The 21,912-nt window shown below is 59.5% G+C and carries 20 protein-coding genes; 2 read left to right on the top strand and 18 right to left on the bottom strand.

All coding sequences use genetic code 11. From position 1 onward, the window contains the following. Positions 1-38 precede the first annotated feature (38 nt). The 16 genes from BLX89_RS01590 to BLX89_RS01515 all read right to left on the bottom strand — a co-directional run bounded on the left by BLX89_RS01590 (position 39) and on the right by BLX89_RS01515 (position 17,801). A complete protein-coding gene (locus BLX89_RS01590; RefSeq protein WP_075288895.1) occupies positions 39-1,571 on the bottom strand; it encodes a peptidoglycan DD-metalloendopeptidase family protein in 1,533 nt (510 codons plus the stop codon). A 140-nt stretch (positions 1,572-1,711) separates the two neighbouring features. Continuing rightward, entirely contained in the window at positions 1,712-2,365 is a 654-nt protein-coding gene (locus BLX89_RS01585) for a biotin biosynthesis protein BioC (RefSeq protein WP_075288894.1), read from the bottom strand. A gap of 216 nt (positions 2,366-2,581) precedes the next feature. Continuing rightward, positions 2,582-3,322 (bottom strand): class I SAM-dependent methyltransferase, encoded by a 741-nt coding sequence (locus BLX89_RS01580; RefSeq protein ID WP_075288893.1) that lies wholly within the window; start codon positions 3,320-3,322, stop codon positions 2,582-2,584. After that, the gene (locus tag BLX89_RS01575; RefSeq protein WP_075288892.1) at positions 3,319-3,972 is read right to left on the bottom strand and encodes a protein-L-isoaspartate(D-aspartate) O-methyltransferase; all 654 of its coding nucleotides are present in this window, start codon (positions 3,970-3,972) and stop codon (positions 3,319-3,321) included. Before BLX89_RS01575 ends, BLX89_RS01580 begins: the two co-directional genes overlap by 4 nt. Further along, complete coding sequence (surE, locus tag BLX89_RS01570; RefSeq protein ID WP_075288891.1) at positions 3,969-4,739, bottom strand: 5'/3'-nucleotidase SurE; 771 nt, start codon at positions 4,737-4,739, stop codon at positions 3,969-3,971. Before surE ends, BLX89_RS01575 begins: the two co-directional genes overlap by 4 nt. Positions 4,740-4,761: 22 nt before the next feature. Further along, complete coding sequence (serS, locus tag BLX89_RS01565; RefSeq protein ID WP_075288890.1) at positions 4,762-6,045, bottom strand: serine--tRNA ligase; 1,284 nt, start codon at positions 6,043-6,045, stop codon at positions 4,762-4,764. Positions 6,046-6,113: 68 nt separating this feature from the next. Then, complete coding sequence (gene tatC / locus BLX89_RS01560; RefSeq protein ID WP_075288889.1) at positions 6,114-6,932, bottom strand: twin-arginine translocase subunit TatC; 819 nt, start codon at positions 6,930-6,932, stop codon at positions 6,114-6,116. Further along, positions 6,929-7,555, bottom strand: a complete 627-nt coding sequence (tatB, locus tag BLX89_RS01555; protein ID WP_075288888.1) for a Sec-independent protein translocase protein TatB — start codon at positions 7,553-7,555, stop codon at positions 6,929-6,931. Before tatB ends, tatC begins: the two co-directional genes overlap by 4 nt. Before the next feature lie 83 nt (positions 7,556-7,638). After that, complete coding sequence (locus BLX89_RS01550; protein WP_075288887.1) at positions 7,639-7,839, bottom strand: twin-arginine translocase TatA/TatE family subunit; 201 nt, start codon at positions 7,837-7,839, stop codon at positions 7,639-7,641. 41 nt (positions 7,840-7,880) lie between these two features. After that, positions 7,881-8,975, bottom strand: coding sequence for an ABC transporter ATP-binding protein (locus BLX89_RS01545; RefSeq protein WP_075288886.1), 1,095 nt, complete (start codon positions 8,973-8,975; stop codon positions 7,881-7,883). A 113-nt stretch (positions 8,976-9,088) separates the two neighbouring features. Then, the gene (gene scpB, locus BLX89_RS01540; protein ID WP_075289221.1) at positions 9,089-9,793 is read right to left on the bottom strand and encodes an SMC-Scp complex subunit ScpB; all 705 of its coding nucleotides are present in this window, start codon (positions 9,791-9,793) and stop codon (positions 9,089-9,091) included. Positions 9,794-9,819: 26 nt separating this feature from the next. Further along, entirely contained in the window at positions 9,820-10,623 is an 804-nt protein-coding gene (locus BLX89_RS01535) for a segregation and condensation protein A (RefSeq protein WP_083637311.1), read from the bottom strand. A gap of 66 nt (positions 10,624-10,689) precedes the next feature. Then, entirely contained in the window at positions 10,690-11,706 is a 1,017-nt protein-coding gene (gene nagZ, locus BLX89_RS01530) for a beta-N-acetylhexosaminidase (RefSeq protein WP_075289220.1), read from the bottom strand. Between the two features lie 117 nt (positions 11,707-11,823). Continuing rightward, positions 11,824-14,652, bottom strand: coding sequence for an SPOR domain-containing protein (locus BLX89_RS01525; RefSeq protein ID WP_075288884.1), 2,829 nt, complete (start codon positions 14,650-14,652; stop codon positions 11,824-11,826). A 62-nt stretch (positions 14,653-14,714) separates the two neighbouring features. After that, the gene (argS, locus tag BLX89_RS01520; RefSeq protein WP_075289219.1) at positions 14,715-16,475 is read right to left on the bottom strand and encodes an arginine--tRNA ligase; all 1,761 of its coding nucleotides are present in this window, start codon (positions 16,473-16,475) and stop codon (positions 14,715-14,717) included. Positions 16,476-16,565: 90 nt separating this feature from the next. Further along, positions 16,566-17,801 (bottom strand): deoxyguanosinetriphosphate triphosphohydrolase, encoded by a 1,236-nt coding sequence (locus BLX89_RS01515; RefSeq protein WP_075288883.1) that lies wholly within the window; start codon positions 17,799-17,801, stop codon positions 16,566-16,568. A gap of 189 nt (positions 17,802-17,990) precedes the next feature. On the opposite strand from BLX89_RS01515, the gene erpA reads away from it, so the two are divergent. After that, positions 17,991-18,326, top strand: coding sequence for an iron-sulfur cluster insertion protein ErpA (gene erpA, locus BLX89_RS01510; protein ID WP_075289218.1), 336 nt, complete (start codon positions 17,991-17,993; stop codon positions 18,324-18,326). A gap of 15 nt (positions 18,327-18,341) precedes the next feature. Here the strand turns inward: erpA and BLX89_RS01505 are convergent, their stop codons facing one another. Then, positions 18,342-19,799 (bottom strand): phospholipase D-like domain-containing protein, encoded by a 1,458-nt coding sequence (locus BLX89_RS01505; protein WP_075288882.1) that lies wholly within the window; start codon positions 19,797-19,799, stop codon positions 18,342-18,344. 173 nt (positions 19,800-19,972) lie between these two features. On the opposite strand from BLX89_RS01505, the gene xth reads away from it, so the two are divergent. After that, positions 19,973-20,764 carry an exodeoxyribonuclease III gene (gene xth, locus BLX89_RS01500; RefSeq protein WP_075289217.1) on the top strand — a complete coding sequence of 264 codons (792 nt, stop codon included), beginning with the start codon at positions 19,973-19,975 and terminating at the stop codon, positions 20,762-20,764. A gap of 50 nt (positions 20,765-20,814) precedes the next feature. Here the strand turns inward: xth and exoR are convergent, their stop codons facing one another. Further along, positions 20,815-21,612, bottom strand: a complete 798-nt coding sequence (exoR, locus tag BLX89_RS01495) for an exopolysaccharide production regulator ExoR (RefSeq protein ID WP_075288881.1) — start codon at positions 21,610-21,612, stop codon at positions 20,815-20,817. Between the last annotated feature and the right edge of the window lie 300 nt (positions 21,613-21,912).

Here is a 21,912-nt window from a genome sequence, read left to right as displayed (position 1 = left end):
CTCTGCCGAACGCGGCTTTGCTGTTAATTGATGACGATCTATTCGAGGAAGGTGACCGGGTTGACCGCCGTTGCGTTCTTGCGCACCTCGAAGTGGACTTGCGGCTGGCTGGCCGTACCGCTCATGCCGGACGAGGCGATCGTCTGACCGCGCTGGATTTTCTGGCCGCGCTGAACCTTCAGCTCCGAGGCGTTGCCGTACACTGTCACCGTACCGTCGTCATGACGAACCAGAACGGCATTCCCGAGTTCCTTCAGGCTGCTACCGGAATAGATGACCACGCCGTTTTCCGCTGCCTTGATCGGCGTGCCCTCGGGTACCGAGATATTGATGCCGTCATTGCGGTTGCCATCGACATTGGCGCCGTAGCCCGCGACGACTGCACCGCGCACCGGCCAGCGATATTTGCTTATGCCCGTCGCCTTCGGCGAGGCTTCGCTGACGTCGCTCTTGGCCGCGGCTTCGGAAACAGATTCCTTCGCTACCGGAGGTGCATAGGCAGCAACCTTGGTCTCCTCCGTCTTCGCGACTTCAACCTTGGCAACCTTCACCTCTTCCGTCTTTTTCGGAATGGACGCAGTGCTGACATTGTCGGCAGCCGGCAGCTTCAGCGTCTGACCGACGCGGATTGCACCGCTGGTCAGGCCGTTTGCCTTGCGCAACGCATCGACCGAAACGCCGTTGGCCTTGGCGATGCGGTTGAGAGAATCGCCGGCCTGCACCGTGTATCCACCGCCCTGCCCGTTGCCGTCGCCGGATACCGGCTGCTTGCCTGCCGCCATGTCGGCGCCGGCAACACCCTTTTCGCGGGACTGGGACTGACCAGGAAGAATGGCAACGTCGCGGCTGTTCGGCAGGACCGGGGCATTCTTCTGCTTATCGACATCAAGGCTTGCAGCAGCATCGGAAGCAGATGCCTTGGCAGCACTGGCGGCAACGTTGAACGTCGGGATGAGAATGCGTTGACCGGGCTCCGCCTGCGAAGCGGACTTCAGGCCGTTTGCCTTCAAGATTTCCTTTTCCGGCACACCGAAACGATTGGCGAGCGTGGCGATCGTATCACCCTGCCTCAGCAGCACGGCCGGAGCGTTTGTCGTCGACCAGCCACCCTTCTTGCCGGCGGTTTCGACCTGCTGCCCCTGGGTTTTCTCAGGAGCTTTTTCCGCAGCAGCGGGGAACGGCTGAGCAAGCGGCTTCTCCTGCGCGGAGGAAGCAGAGGGATCGGCCAGCGCCTGGCGCTGAACATTCATTGGCGTCGAGGCCGCGCGCGCACCGGAGATCGGCGTGGAAGCGGTATTGACCGGATCGGGGAATGGCTGATCCAGCGCCTGCTCCCGATTGTTGGCTGCCATGACCGGCGACATGCCGGAACCGGCCCCCTGGATGTCACCGCGCGGGATCGGGACGCCATTCGAAGAAATGGAGCTGGTCGTGAGCTCGTCGGACTTTGAAAAAAGCCCACCAAACCGGGAAGCATCCGAGCTGCATCCGCTTGCAACACCAGCCAGAAGAATGGCCGCGCACAGACGAACGACTGACCTACCCGTACTCGACGATACTCTAATACGCATGACGCTTACCTACTTGGAACGCAACTCGATGTAGGTTCGATTAAAACGCATTAGAGTTACCGCACCGTTAAAACGGGCAGTTTTTTGATGGTTTGATAACCATGATCCTTACGATGGCGGCTGAACGGCAGCCGCTTGCGTCAGAAGCTTTCCTGATAAAGCCGATCGATCTCTGAAAATTCGGCACGGGTCTCAGACACATCCTCATAGCTGATGCCGACCGTATCCCAGGTAAACATATCACCCGCCACGAGGCTTCCGGGAGCAGGTTCCGTGACACTCGCAGCGTCTTTGCTTTCATCCAGCAGAACGCTGACCAGCGTTTGAAATCCGGTTTCCGGCTCAAGTCCGGCGGCGTCGTTGTAGTCGAGCGAGCGCAGCCCCGCCACGGCGGCTTCGCGCGTCCCGAAATAGCGAAGACTGTTCTGATCTTCCGGGCGGAGGGCATCGTAATAGTTGATGAAGGCGCGGTAGTAGGCCTGAAAATCACCGCTTTCCGAATACTTCCCGAAAGCCTGATACTCCCGGGCAGCCAGTTGCGGCGACAAGGTGTTGGCCCACTCATCCCGCGTAAGGGCGGGGTATTTCTCTGTCGTTTTCTTCGTGCGACTTAGATACAGAAGGGCTTCGGCCGAAAGAGATACCCGGGAAGACGGATCATACCCCCCGATGAGCGCGGCTTGGGTGGAACTGCTCTCGCTTTGGCTCGAAACGTTCGTGCCATCCATGCGCCCTGCACGATTGCCAAGGCCATCGCCGCTGGCGGCCGAATTCAATCTGCTTGCAATCTGCATCGTTCCAACTCCTGCGCCGGATGCTTGAGGAGCTGACAAAAACAGGTCGATGCCAGACGCCAGCCCACAGCACTTCGCAACTGATGGATTTTGGCTACGCTCCGAAGCTTGCGCGAGGCTGACGTTCGTTAACGAAAAATTAACAAGTTGAAATACAAGCAAAAATTGCGATCAGCAAAGAAGCGCCGGTTCGCTCGGAGCCCGGCTCGGAACCGATTAACGCGCGATAACGATGATTTCCGCCGAGTCGGCGTCAAGCGGCTTGCCATGCCAATCGCCAAGCCAGCGTGTGTCCCGAAAGCCGCTGGCGCTCAGCAGATCGTCAAGTTCTCCGACACTGCGAAAGGCGAGTTCGCTGCGAGAAACGATCGGAACCGGCCTCCCCGGGAGTTGGCAAAAACTGAAGAAGGCGACACGTCCGGCCTTCACGTCGTCAACGCTGTGCCAGGTCTCGACGCGGCCAAGGGCAGGATGCTCGATCACTTTTCGAGAATGAAGTGGCGTCCACGCCTCCCACCCTCTTGCAGCCGGATTGCGGCTTTCGAACACCAGCCGCCCGCCGGGCTTCAGGTGCCGTCGCGCCGCAGTCAGTGCGCGCAGCGCATCCTCATCCTCGAGAAACACCTGGAAAACATGGCCCGTCATTAAAATCAGATCGAACATCCGGTTCAGATCGAAGTCACGGGCGTCCGCCTGCAGCCAATTGACCCGCTCGCCACCCGGGCGGTCTTTCGCAATCTCCAGCATCGCTGCGGCAGGATCGAGACCGGTGACATCATGCCCGTGGCGGGCGAACTCGACGCCAAGCAGCCCAGTGCCGCATCCGATATCGAGAATGGCCGATCCGGGGGCCGGCAGCGAAAGATAAAACCCGGTATCCTCGCCCGCCGGATTGAGGGCGTCATAGAGCGACGTCAGAACGCGATCGACGTAGATTTCGTCGAGGCCGCTCTTCATAGGAAAGACGCGACCTGCGGAACGATGGGCAGGTAAGGCGCTTCGAACAGGTCTTCCCGATCGAAACGGCTTCCTGTGCGCGAAAGCCTGACGACGCGACACTGGTTTGGGCTTACCATGATCGGCACGATCATGGTGCCCCCGGACACGAGATGCTCGGAAAACACCCTCGGCAAACTTTCGAATGCGGCCGTAATCAGAATGCGGTCGAAGGTGCCCTCGCCTGCAAGGCCTGTGCTGCCATCTGCCTGGCGCACGACAACATTGCGGATGCCCGCCTTTTCGAGATTGCGTTGCGCCGTGGTAACCAGTGTCTTGTAGCGCTCGATCGTCAGCACCCTTTCTGCGATCCTCGCCATAACGCCTGCCGTGAAGCCGCTGCCGGTTCCGACCTCAAGAACACGCTGGCCGGTTTTGAGGTTGAGATTGTGCAGCAAACGAACCGCAAAATCGAAACCCTCGATAAACGAACCGCATTCCAGCGGCAAAAGGCGCGGGGAATAGGCTTCGCTGTCGAAATGAGGCGGCACGAAGAATGAACGCGGCGTCTGTTCAACCGCATTCAACAGTTCCTTGCTTGAGATGCCTTCGGCACGCAGCCGAAGCATCATGGCGGCAAAGCCCTCCTGCTCGATCAGACGCGCATTCACGCCCCGTTGCCCTCCTGGAGGAGACGGTTTATGCGATCCTGAACGGCGTAATCCGTCAGATCGATCTTCAACGGCGTGACTGAGATATGCTTCTCACGGATCGCGTGGATATCCGTTCCGACGCGGAAATCGCCGAATCGCTCGCCAAATCGCAACCAGAAATACGGGTTTCCGCGGCCATCCGATCGCTCGTCAATGGACAGGCCGTAGTCGAGCTTGCCTTGGCAGGTCACGGCCGTGCCCGCCACCTCATCGACTTCGCAGTTGGGGAAGTTGACGTTGAGGAACGTCCCGTCCGGCAGATCGAGCACCATCAGCGTCTTCAGGAGCTTGGGCGCATGGGTCTCGACGACGTCCCAGGGGATATGGCCGCCCGGCGCATAGCTGTAAGCCTGGCTCAACGCAAACGAACGAGCGCCCTGTAGCCGGCCCTCCATGGCGCCCGCGACCGTGCCCGAATAGGTTACGTCATCGGCAAGGTTGGCCCCGACATTCACACCGGACAAAACGACATCGGGCGGAAAATCGAGAACCTTACGAACCGCCATGATGACGCAATCCGTCGGCGTACCGCGCAGGGCGAAGCGCTTCTCGCCCAACTGCCTTAACCGCAAAGGTTCAGACAGCGTCAGCGAATGCGCCAGGCCGCTCTGATCCGTTTCCGGTGCCACGATCCAGACATCGTCGGAGAGGGTCAGCGCAATCCGTTCGAGAACGGCAAGGCCCTCAGCGTTGATGCCGTCGTCGTTCGTCAACAGAATGCGCATGTCTAGCCTGTCTGGTCCGGGTTCAGTTTGCTTTTTCGATGCGGGTCAGACCACCCATATAGGGCAGCAATACGTCGGGGACGGTGATCGAACCATCTTCGTTGAGATAATTTTCGACGACGGCGATCAAGGCACGACCGACAGCCGTTCCCGAACCATTCAACGTGTGAACGAAACGGGTCGTCTTGTCTTCCTTGCCGCGATAACGCGCATTCATGCGCCGTGCCTGGAAATCGCCGCAAACCGAGCAGGACGAGATTTCACGATAGGTATCCTGCCCCGGCAGCCAGACTTCGAGGTCGTAGGTCTTGCGCGCGCCAAAGCCCATGTCGCCGGTGCAAAGCGTCATGACGCGGTAGTGCAGGCCCAGACGCTTCAGCACCTCTTCGGCACAGGCCGTCATACGCTCATGTTCGTCGATCGAACTTTCCGCATCCGTGATCGACACAAGCTCGACCTTGTTGAACTGATGCTGACGCAGCATGCCGCGCGTGTCACGACCAGCCGATCCTGCCTCCGAACGGAAACATGGGGTCAACGCGGTAAAACGCAGCGGCAGGACGTCGGCATCGAGGATCTGCTCGCGCACCATGTTGGTCAGCGGCACTTCCGCCGTCGGGATCAGCCAGCGGTCGTCCGTCGTCCGGAAAAGATCTTCAGCGAATTTCGGTAGCTGGCCGGTGCCATACATGGCGTCGTCGCGCACCAGAAGCGGCGGCTGAACTTCAAGATAACCATGCTCGGTCGTGTGCAGATCGAGCATGAACTGGCCAAGCGCGCGCTCGAGGCGGGCGAGTTGACCCTTGACGATCGTGAAGCGCGAACCGGCAATTCGGGCAGCCCCTTCGAAATCGAGCCACCCCAGGGCTTCGCCAATTTCGAAATGCTCCAACGGCTTGTGGTTCCAGCCGGGCTTGTTGCCGGCGGTATGTTTGACGACATTGCCGCTTTCGTCGCTGCCCACGGGAACATCATCCAGTGGTACGTTGGGAATGCGCGACAGGGCATCTGAAAGCTCTGCATCCGCGACGCGGCTCTGCTCTTCAAGAGCCGGCATGGTGGTCTTCAGCTCTGCGACTTCTGCCTTGAGCCTGTCAGCCAGCGCGCCATCCTTGGCAGCCATCGCCGCGCCGATCTCCTTGGATGCGGCATTGCGGCGCGACTGCATATCCTGCAGGGACTGGACAAGGGAACGACGCTTCTCGTCGAGTTCGATGAGCGTGGCCGAGAGTGGCGCTGCGCCGCGTTTGGCGAGCGCTGCGTCCAGGGCCTCGGCGTGGTCCCTAATCCATTTGATATCGAGCATGGTCGTTCCAGAGTCCGGTCTTGTTCAAGATAACGGTCCCGGAGACGGTGCTGACGGAGAATGTCCCGTCAGCCTGGGGTGTCTTCAGCCTCGGCGACCGCGCTGGCCTGCGCATCGCGCGCCTTCTGACGTTCGACGAGTCGGGCCGTATAGATGGAAATCTCGTAAAGAAGGATCGCCGGCAGAGCAAGGCCGATCTGGGACACGGGATCCGGCGGCGTCAGAACGGCCGCGACGACGAAAGCGATGACGATCGCGTATTTGCGTTTCTCCCGCAGTCCGTCCGAGGTCACGAAGCCGACACGCGCCAGAAGCGTAGTGATCACCGGCAGCTGGAACACGAGACCGAACGCGAAGATCAGCGACATGATCAGGCTCAGATATTCCGAAACCTTCGGCAGAAGCTGGATGGCAACCTTGCCGTCGCCGCCGCCCTGCTCCATCGCCAGGAAGAACCACATCACCATCGGCGTGAAGAAGAAATAGACGAGGGCCGCGCCCATCAGAAACAGGATCGGCGACGCGATCAGGAACGGCAGGAATGCCGCACGCTCGTTCTTGTAGAGCCCCGGAGCCACGAATTTGTAGATTTGCGAGGCGATCACCGGAAAAGCGATCACCATGGCGCTGAACATCGCCACCTTGATCTGCGTGAAGAAAAACTCCTGCGGCGCCGTGTAGATGAGCTCGACGTTGCGATGATTGAGCCCCGCCCACTCGACCGCCCAACGGAAAGGCTGAACCAGAACGTTGAACAGTTCCTTGGCGAAATAGAAGCAGACGAGAAACGCCAGGAAGAACGCCGCGACGGCCCAGATAAGTCGGGAACGAAGCTCGATCAGATGCTCGATCAGCGGCTGGGGCTTGTCTTCGATTTCGCCGCTCATGCGTCACCTGCCTTCTTGGCCTTGGCCGTCGTCTTTTTCGTTTTCGGCTTTACGTCCGCCACGTCAATCTCCGGTGCGGCAACCGCTTTCGCCTTCTTGCCCGGAATGGCCGCAACCTCGGAAACCTTGGCCTTGCTCGCCCGCTTCGGCTTTTCAGGCTCAGGCGAAATCTGAGCCGCCACAGGCTCGACCGGCGTTGATGTCGCAGGCGAAGGCGAAACGGTGGCCGTCGCGGGGTTTACGAGCGGCGCCGCGGCAGGCGGGGTTTCCGAGCCGGACGGCGTACTCGGCTCTACGGGCGTTTGGGGCTTGGCCTCAACTGCCGTGGCCTTCTGCAAGTCAGCCTTGATCTCATTGCCCATCTGGCGCAGCGGGTTCATCGCTTCGCGCAGGCTGTGTGCGGGGTTGAGGCGTTGCGCATCGCTGATGGTCTTTCGAACATCGTCGAGATCAGCCTCCTTCAAGGCTTCATCGAACTGCTGGCGAAATTCGCCCGCCATGCCGCGCATCTTCGTCATCATGCGCCCAAAGGTCCGCAGCATCGGCGGCAGATCCTTCGGACCGACCACAATGATCAGCACGACGGCAATGACGACAAGCTCGGTCCAGCCGACATCAAGCATTTATGCAACTCCACGCGCGAAAACTGGCGGATCCGGAAACAACAAGGCCTGCCCGGAAAGAGGCAGGCCTATGATCACTGGGATCAGCGGACTTCGTCGGATTTGTGTTCGACGGTCTTTGCGTCTACGCCCTTTTCGGCGGCTTCGTCGTCGGTCATGCCCTTCTTGAAGCTCTTGATGCCCTTGGCAACGTCACCCATCAATTCCGGAATCTTGCCGCGGCCGAACAAAAGAAGCACGACCACCAGAACGATCAGCCAATGCCAGATGCTAAAGGAACCCATATCCTTACTCCCTTGAAACCCGTTACCCCGATGTAAGATGTTCAACCATCTTTTTCAAACAGCAATATGTCCCGCTCGTTAACGGAAAGGCTGACATCGCGCAATCCTTGCGGCAGGAGTTCGGCGCGGATGCGGGCCCGCACGGGCACATCGCTTCCCGGCACGGCGAGCGTCAAAAGCTCGACGACGCCCAAAAAATGGCGGGAAATGATGCGGGCCGGTATCGAACCCGCATTTTCCGTGACAGAAACGGCCGAAAGTCGCACAGCAACGGCAACCGACTGCCCCTCTGAGAATTTTTCAACAGGAACAACGCCAAGTGGCGTCTCGACCACTCCACGCCTAACACGGGCTGAAAATTCATTGATTTCAGAAAAGAACCCTGCGGCAAAAAGCGTCTTTGGAGAGCGATAAAGCTCATGCGCCGTTCCCAATTGTTGCAGGCGACCATCCTTCAACAGCGCGATACGATCGCCCATGCGCATGGCTTCCTCGGCATCGTGGGTTACCACGATCGCGGTTGCGCGCGTCTCGCGCAGGATCGCCAGCGTATCAGCCCGGATAGTATCCTTGAGGCGGGAGTCGAGACCTGAAAACGGCTCATCCATAAGCAGCACCGCAGGCCGGGGCGCCAGAGCCCTCGCAAGCGCCACGCGCTGTTGTTCACCACCGGAAAGCGCATGGGGATATTGATCGGCGTAATGCAAAAGCCCCACGCGATCGAGAGCAGAATCGGCCTCCTTGGTTCCCTCGACCTTCGGCAGCGATGTCAGTCCAAAACGCACGTTTTCGCGGATCGTCAAATGCGGGAAGAGCGCGAAATCCTGAAACATCAGGCCGACGCCGCGCCGCTCGGGCGGAACAAAAACGTCAGGGCCAGCGATCTCGCGATCGTTCATCAGCACGCGGCCGGCACTTTGGGCTTCTATGCCAGCGGCAATCCGCAGGAGTGTGGTTTTTCCCGAGCCGGAAGGCCCCAGCAGGCACAGCACCTCGCCGGCCTCTGCGGTCAGGGAGATGCCGCGGATCGTCTCCTTGGACTGATAGCTGTGGTGGATGTCATCGAACACCAATCGCGCCGCGAAACTCACGCCTGCCCGACGGCGGGGTTCCGGGGTCTCAGTCGCAGATTGCATTCCAGAAGCCAAACTCGAACGTCCCTGTCGCCGCGCCATAGGTTGGCATGGCCCGGCCAGATCTTATGATTGCGCGAAAGTAAGAGTTAAGCCGACGTCCGCACTCATCTTTTCTATTCGGCTTCTTCGCCCCTCGGAGTCAAGAGGCCAAGCTCCTCGAGATCAAGCTGGGTGATGGGATCTTCGTCCGCAGAAAGTTCGTCGTCCCCGAGCGGCATGGGGATCTGGAAATTGGCGGGGATACGCCCGCTGAGCAGCCCTGCCCCCTTCAACTCTTCAAGACCTGGCAGATCGCGGAGTTCTTCCAGGCCGAAATGATCGAGGAAATCGCGCGTGGTGCCGTAGGTAACGGGTCGCCCCGGCGTGCGCCTTCGCCCCCGGAACCGGACCCAGCCCGATTCCATCAGGACGTCGAGCGTGCCCTTGGACGTTTGTACCCCTCGAATATCTTCGATCTCGGCGCGGGTGACCGGCTGGTGATAGGCAATGATCGCAAGGACCTCCAAGGCCGCACGCGATAGCTTGCGAGCCTCGTTCTCTTCCGTCTGAACAACGAAGGACAGATCGGCGGATGTGCGAAAGGCCCAGTGATCGGCCACCTGCAGCAAATTCACGCCGCGCGCCGCATAAAATGTTTTAAGCCGATGCATGATCCGCCCGACATCGGCCCCTTTCGGCAAACGGGCCGCGATATAGCTTTCCGAAACAGGCTGTGCGGAAGCAAAAACCAAGGCCTCCGCGATACGCTCGGCTTCGAGTTCGCGGCGAGCATCAAGCCCGACGGACGGTTGATCGCGATCATCCGGTTCGTCGATCATGCCGGGCAGCACATTCTGAGGCTCGATCACGAACGGTCTCCCTGCGCCGGTTCGGATTTCTTCACGCCCTTGCGAAGGTAAATCGGCTGAAAGGCCCCATCCTGACGCAGCTCCAGTTGGCCCTCCCGCACCATCTCCAACGATGCAGCAAAGGAACTCGCAATCGCCGTGGCGCGATCTTTCGGATCATCCATGTACCGCAGCAGAAAACGATCGAGCGTCGTCCAGTCCGTGAGATCCCCCAGCAGGCGGGCAAGGATTTCGCGCGCCTCGGCAAGAGACCATACCTGACGCTTCTCGATCGTCACCTGCGTTATGGCGTGACGCTGGCGCAGCGCCGCATAGGCGCTCAACAGATCATAGAGAGAAGCTTCGAAGGCCGATTTCCGCTCGACGGGAATATGCTCCGGTGCACCACGCGCAAATATATCGCGCCCCAGCCGGTTGCGGTTCACCAGCCGGGTTGCCGCGTCACGCATCGCCTCCAGCCGCTTCAGCCGGAAAGCGAGCGCCGTCGCCATCTCCTCGCCGGAAGGGCCATCGTCTTTTGCCTGCTGCGGGATCAGCAGACGCGACTTCAGGTAGGCAAGCCACGCAGCCATGACGAGGTAGTCCGCGGCAAGCTCGATGCGGATGCTGCGCGCGCGCTCGATGAAGGCGATATACTGCTCTGCCAGCGCAAGCACAGAGATCCGCGAAAGATCGACACGTTGATTGCGCGCGAGATGCAGCAGCAGGTCGAGCGGGCCTTCAAAGCCGGCGATATCGACGACAAGCGCTTCCTCGCTCAGTCCACGACGGGCTTCGTCATCCTGCCAGAGGGGCTCCATCGGAGCCTTGCCAGGCGATCTTCTGTCCGTGTCGCCGGCACTCGCCAAAGCGTTTCTCCCGTCTGCTTACGAAACGGCGAAAAGACCCGCAAACTCTTCCCGCAATGCCTGCTCGTCGGACGCATCAGCCACGCGGAACCCCGCTTCTGCCGCCATTGTCCGCCGAAGTGCGTCGCCTGCCAGAACCGGAGCCACCTTCGCCACTGCAAGCATTTCATCCATGATGCCATGGCAATGCAAGACCAGATCGAGCCCGGCATCAAATATGCCGCGCGCGCGGGTTTCGATATCCCCAGCCAAGGCGTTCATGGATACGTCGTCGGACATCAGCAGACCATCGAAGCCTATCCGTCCACGGATGACTTCGTCGACTGCTCTGGCGGAGGTTGTTACCGGGTTCTCCGCATCGACGGCCGTAAAGACGATATGGGCCGACATGGCCATCAACTCGTCCTTCATCGCTCTGAAAGGCACGAAATCACTGCGTTCAAGCAGGTCCAGAGAAACATCCACCACCGGCAGCTTGTGGTGGGAATCGACGAAAGCGCGGCCGTGACCCGGCATGTGTTTCATGATCGGCAGCATTCCGCCAGCTTTCAGGCCTTCCGCCGCCGCCTTGCCGATTTCGGCCACGGCGTGTGGATCGAAACCATAGGCGCGATTGCCGATCACCTCGCTGCTGCCTTCGATAGGAACGTCCAGAACCGGCAGGCAATCCACCGTGATGCCGAAGCGCGTAAGGTCGAAGGCATGAAGGCGGGACATGAGCCAGGCTGCGCGCAGCCCTTCTTCCCGATCACGTCGGTAAATCTCGCCGATCGCCGCCCCATTGGGATATTGCGGCAAAAGCGGTGGACGAATGCGCTGAACACGTCCTCCCTCCTGATCGATCAGCACAAGGGCATGCGGATTGCCGATACTCTCTCGCATCTCTGCGACGAGATCGGCGATCTGCTGCGCCTCGCCGATGTTGCGTCCGAAGAGGATGAAACCCCACGGACGTTCGCCGGCAAAAAAGGCCTTCTCTTCGTCCGTCAGGGAAAGGCCTTTGCAGCCCGAGATAAATGCTTTTGATTCGCTCATGGTCAGATCATAGCCGGAGGTTTTGCGAAGGCGAATGCGCGCGTCGCTGGTATGCGGCATCTCGCCGCCGGAATCGAAAACGCGGCCCGAAGACCGCGTTTTGTCTTGATTTGCTGTTCAGCGGGTCACAAGGCAACTGCCGCCTGCGCTTTTGTAGCGTGCGCAAAGCTCGTTGGCTTCCTGCTTCGATCCGGCCGGTATACGTACGCGGTAGTAGGTGCCCTTGCCGGCGATCTCGGCCTTCTTGATGTCGACACCGCGACCGCCGATGACCGAACCGAACTTGCCCGAAAGCGAGTTGTAGGACTTTTGCGCCTCGCCTTCGGACGGCAGCGATGCAATCTGAACGACATAGCTTCCCGGAGCGACGGTTGTCGTCTGTACCGGAGCCGGCGTCTCGACCTTAGGAGTGCTGGCCGTCTGCTCAGCCGCCGGCTGTTCCGTCGCAGGGCGGGCCTGGGGCAAAGCGGCGGTCTCGGTTACCGCGGTTGTCGCGACCGGACGAACCGGCGCGGTTTCCTCAACCGTCACATCGGCGGCTTCGGCGAGCGCGCTGCGCTGCGGCTGCGCGGTGACCGTACCGGCTTGCGCATCCTGGGTGATGGTGCTGGTTTTCACCGGCGTAACGACTGGCTCGGCAGCAGCGACCACCTGTCCGGCATCCGCGGCAGGTGCGACGTCTTCCCGGGCGACCAACGTGCCGTCCGGCTTGACGATCATCGTGCGAACCTTGCGCGGCGAAACCGCCGGCGTGCTGTCATCAGCGGACGCAGTATTGGCTGCCATCTCGACATCCGGCATCAACCGATCGTCTTCGTCCGAGGCTGTCACGCCCGGAAGAGCCTCTTCGCCTCGCCCTTCGAGGGGCAGATCTTCAGGCGTGAGCGTCCGCTGCACGACATCGACCGGCTCCTCGGTGGAGGAAACGAGTGCGCCCTGCTGGGGCAACTCGGTCTGTGCGCCGGCGACGCGGTCATAAACCGCCTTGTCTTGGTTCGGAACGGTCTTGCCGCCCTTTTCGACGGGTACGATCTTGACCGGCGACTTGTCTGCCAGAATGACCTTCGGGTCACCACCGGAAAGGCCGGGGGTGGAGTCACCCATCCAGGCGTAAACACCGGCACCGCCTAGAATCGCGATACCTGCGACCGTCGCTGCCAGAAGCGCAATACGCCGCACGCCGCGAGACCGACGCTCTTCGGCATAATCATCCGCCGCATAGCCCGAACCGACAGCAAGACGGTCATCGGCAACGGTCTCTGTATTCTGACGCGGGCTGAGCGACTGACGGAAATCCTCTTCCATCGCCTTTTCGAACGCATCGAAATCGTCCTCCACACGCGAACGGCCGTTTGCAACGGGGGCAAGCGGCGCCGGCTGGGCGACATTGGCGAACAGGTGCTCGTCATGCCCGTGCTCGACGTTGCGGGCGGAACGGGACGGCGCGCCGAAAAGCTGCGCCATTTCCGCATCGATATCGAGTTCATAGTCGGGCTGATAGACGGCGGGCTTTTCCTGCTCGATAACAGGCAGCTGCGGAACATCCAGTTCTGCAATAGCCGTCAGGCTTTCCTCAGCCTCGGCAATCATCGTCGGATCGAAAGGCAGTTCACCATCGCTCTGTTCATCGAGAGCGTACGGCGTTTCGACAACGGGCTCAGGCGCAATGTACCGCGAGGGAGCCACCATCGGCTGCGCGTCCTCTACGATCTCCAGGCGCTCCGGCGCGATAGCGGCCTGCGGCTTTGCAATAGCGACCGGCTGCTGAACCGGCGCAGAGGAAACCTCGGCACGTTCAAGCGCCTCCAGTTCAACCGGGTCGAGATCGAGATCGATGTCAGACAGATCGAGCTCGAAAGCATCGAGATCAAAATCCGGCTCTGCAATCGGGCTCAAAACCTCTGCCGCTGCGACCACGACGGGTTCGGCTACGACATTCTCTTCAACATATGCGGCCTGTGCCGCAAATACCGGCTCCGTGATCGGCTCGGGAGCCGTCTTCACGGACGGCATCGCCACGACCGCCGGGGCGGCCGCAACGATGGGCGCGGCATAAACCTTCTGACCTGCTCCGCCGTTCGTCGCAACGGGCGTCGCGCGGCTGAACATCGGCGTGAATGGATAGTTATTCTTGCGAACCGCTGCCAACGGTACCGCTGCTACAGCGGAAGGCTTTTCGGGGACCGGGAAACGCTCGATATCCGCCAGAAGCTCATCGACGAGATCCACGGCGGGAGCAACAGCGGCGGGCGCGCTCACCGTATCAGCAAGCGGCGAAAATGTTGGCTCGAAAGACGATCGAGCGACTGGATCCTCGTGAGCCGCCACGGCAGGCGCAGCAGCTTCAAACGATGCAGGCTCGAATACCGGCTCCAACGAGACCCCGTCGGCGATACTATCGGATGCTTTCTCAGCCTCGACGGAAACAGCGAGAGGCGCTTCATCCATGTACCCGATGGAAAGCTCAAGCTCCCGCTCAAGATCGACCCCCAGAGCATCAAGGGCCGGCTCTTCCACTACAAGCACATCGACGCCCGACTGATTCTCAGCCACGATCGAAGGATTTTCGGCGGCCATCTCGAAGGCGAAATCCCAGCCGTCGCCTGCAGGCTCCGGTGAAACCTCCGGCTGATCGACATCGAATGGAGACGCCGGCCGAGCGACTTCGGCAACAACAGCCGGACCAACCTCAACGGGCGGAACGCTTTCCGTCAGGCCATAGCTTTCGAATTCTCGAAGAAGCTCATCCTCCAGACCGAGACCGGGCTCCAGACCAACGCCAGGCTCCTGAAGCACAGAGTTGCGGTGCCTCTCAAGCTCCTGAAGTTGCTGCACTGCCGGTCGGTTGTCGTAGCCGACAATGCGCGCGAGTTCGCTCAATGGATCGTCATCCGGAAACAGATCGAATTCCGTGCGTCCATCCCGTGCCAATTGATTGTCTGCCATACGCTCCACTCACGACTACTAGCCTGCATCTGCCAGTGCATTGTGGGGAAATGGTGACAATACTATCGCATCTCTTCTGGAGCATCCGTACCTGTAATAGACAGGCCGGACCTCAAGACGGAAGCGACAGCATGCACCAGCCCGAGTCTGGCGATAGACAATTCTCTATTTTTATCGTTAACAAAACGTAATTCAGGAGAATCTTTACCTTTATTCCAGTGTCCATGGAAGGCACTGGCCAAGTCATACAGGTAGAAAGCCACGCGGTGTGGCTCCTGGGACAACGATGCCGCCTCAATAACGCGTGGATATTCAGCAAGTTTTGCGACCAGCTGGATCTCGTTCGGGTCAACAATATTGCCGGCAATGGAAGCGGAAAAATCCAAAGCCCCGATATCGAGACCGGGGAACGCCTCGGCTGCCTGCCGGAATATCGAACGGCAGCGCGCATGGGCATACTGAACGTAAAAGACCGGGTTGTCCTTGGACTGCTCCGTCACTTTGGCAAAGTCGAAATCTAGCGGCTCGGAGTTCTTCCGATAGATCATCATGAAGCGCACGGAATCGCGGCCGACTTCATCGACGACCTCACGCAGGGTGACGAAGTCACCGGAGCGCTTCGACATCTTCACGGGTTCACCGTCGCGGTAAAGCTTGACCAACTGGCACAGAAGGACCGTCAGCTTGGCGCTGCCGCCGGAAACGGCGCGCGCCACAGCCTCAAGCCGCTTCACGTAACCGCCATGGTCCGCACCCAGTACATAGATCATTTCATTGAAGCCGCGATCGAACTTCTCCTTGAAGTAGGCGACGTCGGCGGCGAAATATGTATACGAACCGTCGGACTTGATGAGCGGGCGATCGATGTCGTCACCAACTTCCGTAGAGCGAAAAAGCGTCTGCTCCCGATCTTCCCAGTCTTCCGGCAACTGCCCCTTCGGCGGCGGCAGCGTGCCCTTGTAGACATGCCCCTTGAACGTCAGGTCGTTGATCGCGGTGCGGATCGGTCCGGCACCATTGGCATGAAGCGTGCGCTCGGAGAAGAACACATCGTGATGCACATTGAGCGCAGCGAGATCTTCGCGGATCATTGCCATCATTGCGTCGATGGTGCGATCCTTGACGAGCGGCAGCCATTTGTCCTCCGGCATCAGGCGCAGGCTGGTACCATACTCGGCAGCAAGGGCCTCGCCCACCGGAACAAGATAATCTCCGGGATAAAGCCCCGCCGGGATCTCGCCGATCTTCTCGCCAAGCGCCTCCCGGTAACGCAGGAACGCCGAACGGGCGAGCACATCGACCTGGGAGCCCGCGTCGTTGATGTAATATTCCTTGGTCACCTCATAGCCAGCGAAGGCCAGCAGGTTCGCCAGTGTATCGCCGACAACCGCGCCGCGGCAATGGCCGACATGCATCGGTCCCGTCGGGTTTGCCGAGACGTATTCGACATTCACCTTGCGGCCACGGCCGACGCTGCTGCGGCCATAGTCGTTGCCGGCAGAAATCATCGCGGCAAGCAATTTTTGCCAGTAATCGATCGAGAGCCGCACATTGATGAAACCGGGTCCGGCAACAGAAACCTCGATCACCTCGGGGTCCTGCCGCAGCTTGACGACAATCTGCTCAGCGAGCGCACGCGGATTGGTGCCAAGCGGCTTTGCCAGCACCATCGCGGCATTGGTTGCGACATCCCCGTGGCTCGGATCGCGCGGGGATTCCACGCTGACTCGTGAAAAATCGATCTCAGATCGCTTTTCACTCACGATATCAAGGCTTTCCAATACGTTTTTAATTCTTGATTCGAAGTCAGTGAAAAGATTCATGATGCCCATCCGCCTAGCTTTGCCATTCGGCAAGCGGTCGCGTTGCTTTTTGATGATCCGGTAGCTTCAAGACTGCCGTTGTGCGGGTGACTAGCGCAATTCCGGAGTGTGGTCAAACAAGCGGCGGTGGACCGAAACGGCGTAGTTGTCCGTCATTCCGGCCAGGTAGTCGCCAACGTGCCTTGCGCGCGCGGCCTCGCTCATCTCGGCGATCTGATCCGTCCATGCGACGGTCTGCATCTGCCCGGGATCGGCAACGAAAGCCTTGTAGAGATCCTTGACGATCGCCGCAGCGTTCTGCCGCACCTGCATGATTTCGGGATGCCTGTATATCCGCATCATCAGCAGCTTCTTGATCTGGCGATCCGTTTCAGCCATCTCCTGCGAGAAGGTCGCGATGACACGGTCAGCCGCGCGAACGTCGCTTGCATGCTGTGGCTTGAGCTCCTTCAAGCGTTCCTGAGACACGGTTATGACATCTTCGACCATGCGCGTGATCTGCCGACGCATGATTTCATGCGTGAAACGCGAGGCTTCGAGCCCCGGGTAGCGATCCCCGACTTCGCGCATCAGACCGGCGAGAAACGGAACGTCTTCCAGCATCTTGAAGGTCAGATAGCCGGAGCGCAATCCATCATCGATATCATGGGTGTTGTAGGCGATGTCATCGGCAATAGCCGCGACCTGCGCTTCGAGGCTGGCGAAGCTTGCCAATTCGAGATCGTGCTGCTCGCAGTAATCGAGGATGGGTTTCGGCACAGCACCGCGCGTGCCTTTGCCGTCTCCGGTCATCAATGGACCGTTATGCTTCACCAGCCCCTCAAGGCTTTCCCATGTCAGGTTGAGGCCGTCGAACTCCGCGTAGCGCTTTTCTAGCTTCGTCACGACACGAAGAGACTGGGCGTTGTGATCGAAGCCGCCATAAGGTTCCAGCATCTCGTGCAAGGCATCCTCGCCGGTGTGCCCGAACGGCGTGTGGCCGAAATCATGAACGAGAGCCACACCTTCGGCGAGGTCTTCGTCAAGCCGCAGCGCGCGGGCGAGCGCACGGGCGATCTGCGCCACCTCAATGGTATGGGTCAGGCGTGTCCGATAGTGGTCTCCGTCAGCCGCAATGAAAACCTGCGTCTTGTGCTTCAGCCGCCGAAAGGCCGTTGTATGAACAATCCGATCCCGATCCCGCTGAAAATCGGATCGCGTCAGGCTTCCTGACTCGGGGTAAAGACGCCCACGCGTCGACCAGGGATCAGCTGCAAAGATCGCGCGTTCGCCGGAACCAAATCCAAGGGCCTGACTGTCCAATGTCGTTTCCACTTTCGATGCCATTGACGCAATATCAAAGCCTTCATACCTATAGTGGGCAACGTTAGAAAGCCGCACGCGGGCGAACCGTTCCAAGTATTGTAAAATCAATAACTTGAGAACACCGCTTGAGCGCCGGATTCAACCTTGTGCCGTAACAGGCAGAACGCAATGAACGAATCTCTCCGGATCTTGACCCCGGCAGGAGGCAATATGACAACCGAAACAGTCACCCTTTCCGATGCCGCCGCAAAGCGCATCGCCGCGATCTTAAAGAAGGACATGGACAAAACCGCCATGCGGGTTTCCGTTGAAGGCGGGGGCTGTTCAGGCTTCTCCTACAAATTCGATCTGGTGGACGCGGCGGCCGGCGATGACGACCTCGTCCTTGAAAAGGGTGAGGCAAAAGTGCTGATCGACAGCCTCTCGCTCGTCTATATGGGCGGCTCCGAAATCGACTTCATCGACAATCTGATGGGGCAATCCTTTCAGATCAAGAATCCGAATGCGGTCGCAAGCTGCGGATGCGGCACGAGTTTTTCGATCTAGCGGGGTCTCCGCACCTTACAAATAGGGCGACCCTAACCAAAGAACCCTGTTGAGAAGCCTCGTGGCGAAAGGTTGCGCGCGCAAACTGGCGAGCGTGACAGGCTGAGCTTGCGCCAGGAGCGGCCGGATTTGGCCGGCAACTTGCTGTGAAAATGCCGGATCCATGACCTCCAGATCGATTTCGAAATTGAGACGCAGCGAGCGCGGATCAAGGTTGGACGAGCCCACATAAGACCACCGCCCGTCGATCGTCATCAGCTTCGAATGGTTGAACGGGCCGGTCGCACGCCAGATACGGCAGCCCCCTTTCAGCAACTGGTCGAACTGTGCCGTCATGGCGCGATCAACAAGGGTCAGATTGTTGACAGCCGGCACCACGATCTCGACATCGACGCCGCGCATGGCGGCGGTCACCAGTGCGCTGATCAATTCGCGATCGGGAAGAAAATATGGGGACATGATGAGAATACTGTTCCTCGCGATGGAAAAGGCGCCCATCAGCATTTTCTGGTTAGCCTCATTGGTCCTGTCCGGCCCTGAAGGCACAACGCGCATCAGTGTGGACGACCGCCGGCCGATGCTGCGGCGCACACTCCAGGCCTCGCCTTCGAGAACCTCGCGGCTTGAAAAGTGCCAGTCCTCCTCTGCCACTTCGAAGAGGTCGGCAACGACCGCGCCCTCCACCTTGAAATGCGTGTCGCGCGCCCTCGCCTCGCCAGCGAACTCCGTTGTGAAGCCGGCGCGGATGTTCATGCCGCCGGTAAATGCCGTTGCGCCATCAATCACCAGAATCTTGCGGTGCGTGCGCAGGTTCGCATAGGGCAACCGAAGCCCCATGACGATGTTGCCGTTAAAGACGCGAACGGTGACCCCGCCATCCTGCAGATGTCCGACGATGCTTGGTACAGAGTAGCGCGCACCGACCGCGTCGATCAGCACCCTCACCTCGACCCCGCGCCCTGCAGCCGCGATCAGCGCATCTGCAAACCGAAGGCCGATCGGATCACGATCGAAAATATAGGTCTCCAGCAGAATGGAGCGCTGCGCGCGGTGGATTGCGCCCAGCATCGCGTCATAGGCCATATCGCCGCCGCTCAGCAGGACGATACGATTGCCTGTGCACATGCCATGGCGACTGACCTTGTCGCCCAACAGTTTCATTGATGCGAAACGCTGCCCGAAACGACGCGCGACACTTTCACCGGTGACGTCATATTCGTCCTCCGGTTCCGGGCCGCGATCACGCAGTTGCAATCTCTGCAACTCGATGGAGGAACGACGCATGCGGTTTATGCCGGCGATGGCATACACAACTGCCCCGAGGATCGGTGAGAGAATGATGATGCCCACCCACCCTAAGGCCGAGCGAACTTCCTGCTTGGTCATGGTGGCGTGAATGGCGGCGGGCACGCCAAGAACCACCGAAAGAACGGCGAGAAAGTGCGGCCAGTAGGCAACGAGCGTGTCGATCATGGACAGACTATAGAGCCTCAATCCGGCGAGGCAATTGCCACTGGAATCATGGACTTCGTGTTTGTCAAAGGCCTCCGCCAAAGATAGAACAGGCAGGGCAAGGGACGACAGGCTGCTGCGTGCACCGGCAAGCCTTCATCTCGATACTATTTTGACTGAATAGGATGACCGACATGAAAATCGCGACCTGGAATATCAACGGCGTGCGCGCCCGTATCGATTCCCTGGTTGCGTGGCTGAAGGAAAGCAAGGTGGACATCGTCTGCCTGCAGGAGATCAAGACGATCGACGAAGGTTTTCCCCGGGCTGAGATCGAGGCACTTGGCTACCATGTCGAAACCCACGGCCAGAAGGGATTCAACGGCGTTGCCATTCTATCGCTCATGAAGCCGGACGAGGTCATCCGTGGTCTGCCGGGCGATGAAGAGGATCTTCAGTCGCGCTTCATCGAGGGCGTTTTTTCCGTCAAGGGCGGCGTGATCCGCGTGTGCTCGATTTACCTGCCGAACGGCAATCCCACCGGAACCGAAAAGTACAGCTACAAACTTGCGTGGATGCACCGCCTGCAGGCCCATGCCCGCGAACGCCTGGCCCTGGAAGAACCACTGATCCTCGCGGGCGACTACAACGTCATTCCCGAACCGCACGACTGCTGGGATGTGAAGGTATGGGAGAATGACGCCCTGTTCCTGCCAGAAACCCGCAACGCGTTCCGCGGCCTGGAAAATCTCGGCTTCACCGACGCCGTGCGGGCCACCAACGATACCGTTCCGCTCTATACATTCTGGGATTATCAGGCCGGATGCTGGCCGAAGAATTATGGGATCAGGATCGACCACCTGATGCTATCGGCCGAAGCCCTCGACAAGCTCGTATCGACGTCCATCGACAAACACGTTCGCGGCTGGGAAAAGCCCTCGGACCATGTGCCTGTGATCGGGCAATTCGCATTCGAGGCGCCGTAAAGCGCCAACAGGCCGCCTCACCGTCCGGGGAGCCCTCCCGATCGACGACGTCAATCGGCGTCGAGATGCATGCTCTGGGACATCGTGATGGCTGCGCGCCGGTCATTTTCGCTTGCGAGGGAAAACGCCTGCTCCTGCAAGGGCTGCAGCCATGTGCGGTCCTTGGGGGTACACTGGTCCAAGGCCGCCGTCATATAGGCCAGCCCGCGGACAACCTGCCCTTCCTGAAAGATCACGTCGCCGAACACACCCATGGCGCCGGCATGGCCGCTTTTGCGGGCGCGGTTGAGCCATTTTTTCGCCTGCTGAACATTCACGCTGCCGCCATCGCCGGAAAGCAGCATCTTGGCAAGCTGGAACTGGGCTTCCGGCACGCCGAAAGTGGAAGCCGCCTGGAAATAGAGCTGGCGCGCCTGCGTGAGGTCGGATTTGACCGGGCTATCGGGAATACCGCGGCGGTAGTAACCGGCAAGGGAGATCAGCGCATTGACGAAGAAGCCTGTGTCTTCTGAGCCGGGCTCAATGCCTTTCTGGGCGATCTCGCTGTAGATCTTGAAAGCCTCGAGGTCGTTTTCGGCAACACCATCGCCATCGGCATACATATTTGCCAAAGCCCAGCGGGAACCGGTGTGGCCTTTTTCCGCGGCGTAGCGATAAGCCTCCATCGCTTCGTCCTTGCGGCCATCCTTATAGGCAGAAAAACCGAACTTGAAGAGTGCGAAGGGACCGGATTCCTTGGAAACGCCGGAATTGGGATCGAATGCAAAGGCCTGCCCAGCAGGCCCGCCAAGCGTGAGCGCCATACCCAGAACCAGAAACGTCAGCGACTTGTATTCACGTAAAAGCATTTTTGTCAGTTCTTCCCATCAACTCCAAACCGATGGCACCTCTCAGGGTGTCGGTGTCGGCGTTGAAAACCCCGATACAATGTAGAACAGCAAAACGGACATCATGTCCGAACGCTGGCTCTCACTTCCCTTCACCTGAGGTTCCCAAACTTAGGAACTGTTTCCGGCGAGAGTACGGCCTGCCCCCGCAGCCGCAAATTTTCATTCATTTCCGTCGTCCGTCCCGTTCATCGCATACGATGCTCATGAGCGTCGAAAGCCATATTTTACGGGGAAAGTACAAAGGAATTGTACGCTTCA

The organism is Pararhizobium arenae, assembly GCF_001931685.1.
In the GTDB taxonomy this organism is placed as follows: domain Bacteria; phylum Pseudomonadota; class Alphaproteobacteria; order Rhizobiales; family Rhizobiaceae; genus Pararhizobium; species Pararhizobium arenae.
This window is presented reverse-complemented; position numbering and strand designations above follow the sequence as displayed.

Bases quoted from the DNA above. Each gene is read 5' to 3' on its own strand.
- BLX89_RS01505 (WP_075288882.1), bottom strand. From the start codon at position 19,799: ATGATCGACACGCTCGTTGCCTACTGGCCGCACTTTCTCGCCGTTCTT.
- erpA (WP_075289218.1), top strand. From the start codon at position 17,991: ATGACAACCGAAACAGTCACCCTTTCCGATGCCGCCGCAAAGCGCATC.
- surE (WP_075288891.1), bottom strand. From the start codon at position 4,739: ATGCGCATTCTGTTGACGAACGACGACGGCATCAACGCTGAGGGCCTT.
- exoR (WP_075288881.1), bottom strand. From the start codon at position 21,612: ATGCTTTTACGTGAATACAAGTCGCTGACGTTTCTGGTTCTGGGTATG.
- BLX89_RS01590 (WP_075288895.1), bottom strand. From the start codon at position 1,571: ATGCGTATTAGAGTATCGTCGAGTACGGGTAGGTCAGTCGTTCGTCTG.
- nagZ (WP_075289220.1), bottom strand. From the start codon at position 11,706: ATGAGCGAATCAAAAGCATTTATCTCGGGCTGCAAAGGCCTTTCCCTG.
- xth (WP_075289217.1), top strand. From the start codon at position 19,973: ATGAAAATCGCGACCTGGAATATCAACGGCGTGCGCGCCCGTATCGAT.
- serS (WP_075288890.1), bottom strand. From the start codon at position 6,045: ATGCTCGATATCAAATGGATTAGGGACCACGCCGAGGCCCTGGACGCA.
- BLX89_RS01580 (WP_075288893.1), bottom strand. From the start codon at position 3,322: ATGAAGAGCGGCCTCGACGAAATCTACGTCGATCGCGTTCTGACGTCG.
- tatC (WP_075288889.1), bottom strand. From the start codon at position 6,932: ATGAGCGGCGAAATCGAAGACAAGCCCCAGCCGCTGATCGAGCATCTG.
- BLX89_RS01525 (WP_075288884.1), bottom strand. From the start codon at position 14,652: ATGGCAGACAATCAATTGGCACGGGATGGACGCACGGAATTCGATCTG.
- BLX89_RS01515 (WP_075288883.1), bottom strand. From the start codon at position 17,801: ATGGCATCGAAAGTGGAAACGACATTGGACAGTCAGGCCCTTGGATTT.
- BLX89_RS01545 (WP_075288886.1), bottom strand. From the start codon at position 8,975: ATGCAATCTGCGACTGAGACCCCGGAACCCCGCCGTCGGGCAGGCGTG.
- BLX89_RS01535 (WP_083637311.1), bottom strand. From the start codon at position 10,623: ATGGAGCCCCTCTGGCAGGATGACGAAGCCCGTCGTGGACTGAGCGAG.
- BLX89_RS01550 (WP_075288887.1), bottom strand. From the start codon at position 7,839: ATGGGTTCCTTTAGCATCTGGCATTGGCTGATCGTTCTGGTGGTCGTG.
- argS (WP_075289219.1), bottom strand. From the start codon at position 16,475: ATGAATCTTTTCACTGACTTCGAATCAAGAATTAAAAACGTATTGGAA.
- tatB (WP_075288888.1), bottom strand. From the start codon at position 7,555: ATGCTTGATGTCGGCTGGACCGAGCTTGTCGTCATTGCCGTCGTGCTG.
- scpB (WP_075289221.1), bottom strand. From the start codon at position 9,793: ATGATCGACGAACCGGATGATCGCGATCAACCGTCCGTCGGGCTTGAT.
- BLX89_RS01585 (WP_075288894.1), bottom strand. From the start codon at position 2,365: ATGCAGATTGCAAGCAGATTGAATTCGGCCGCCAGCGGCGATGGCCTT.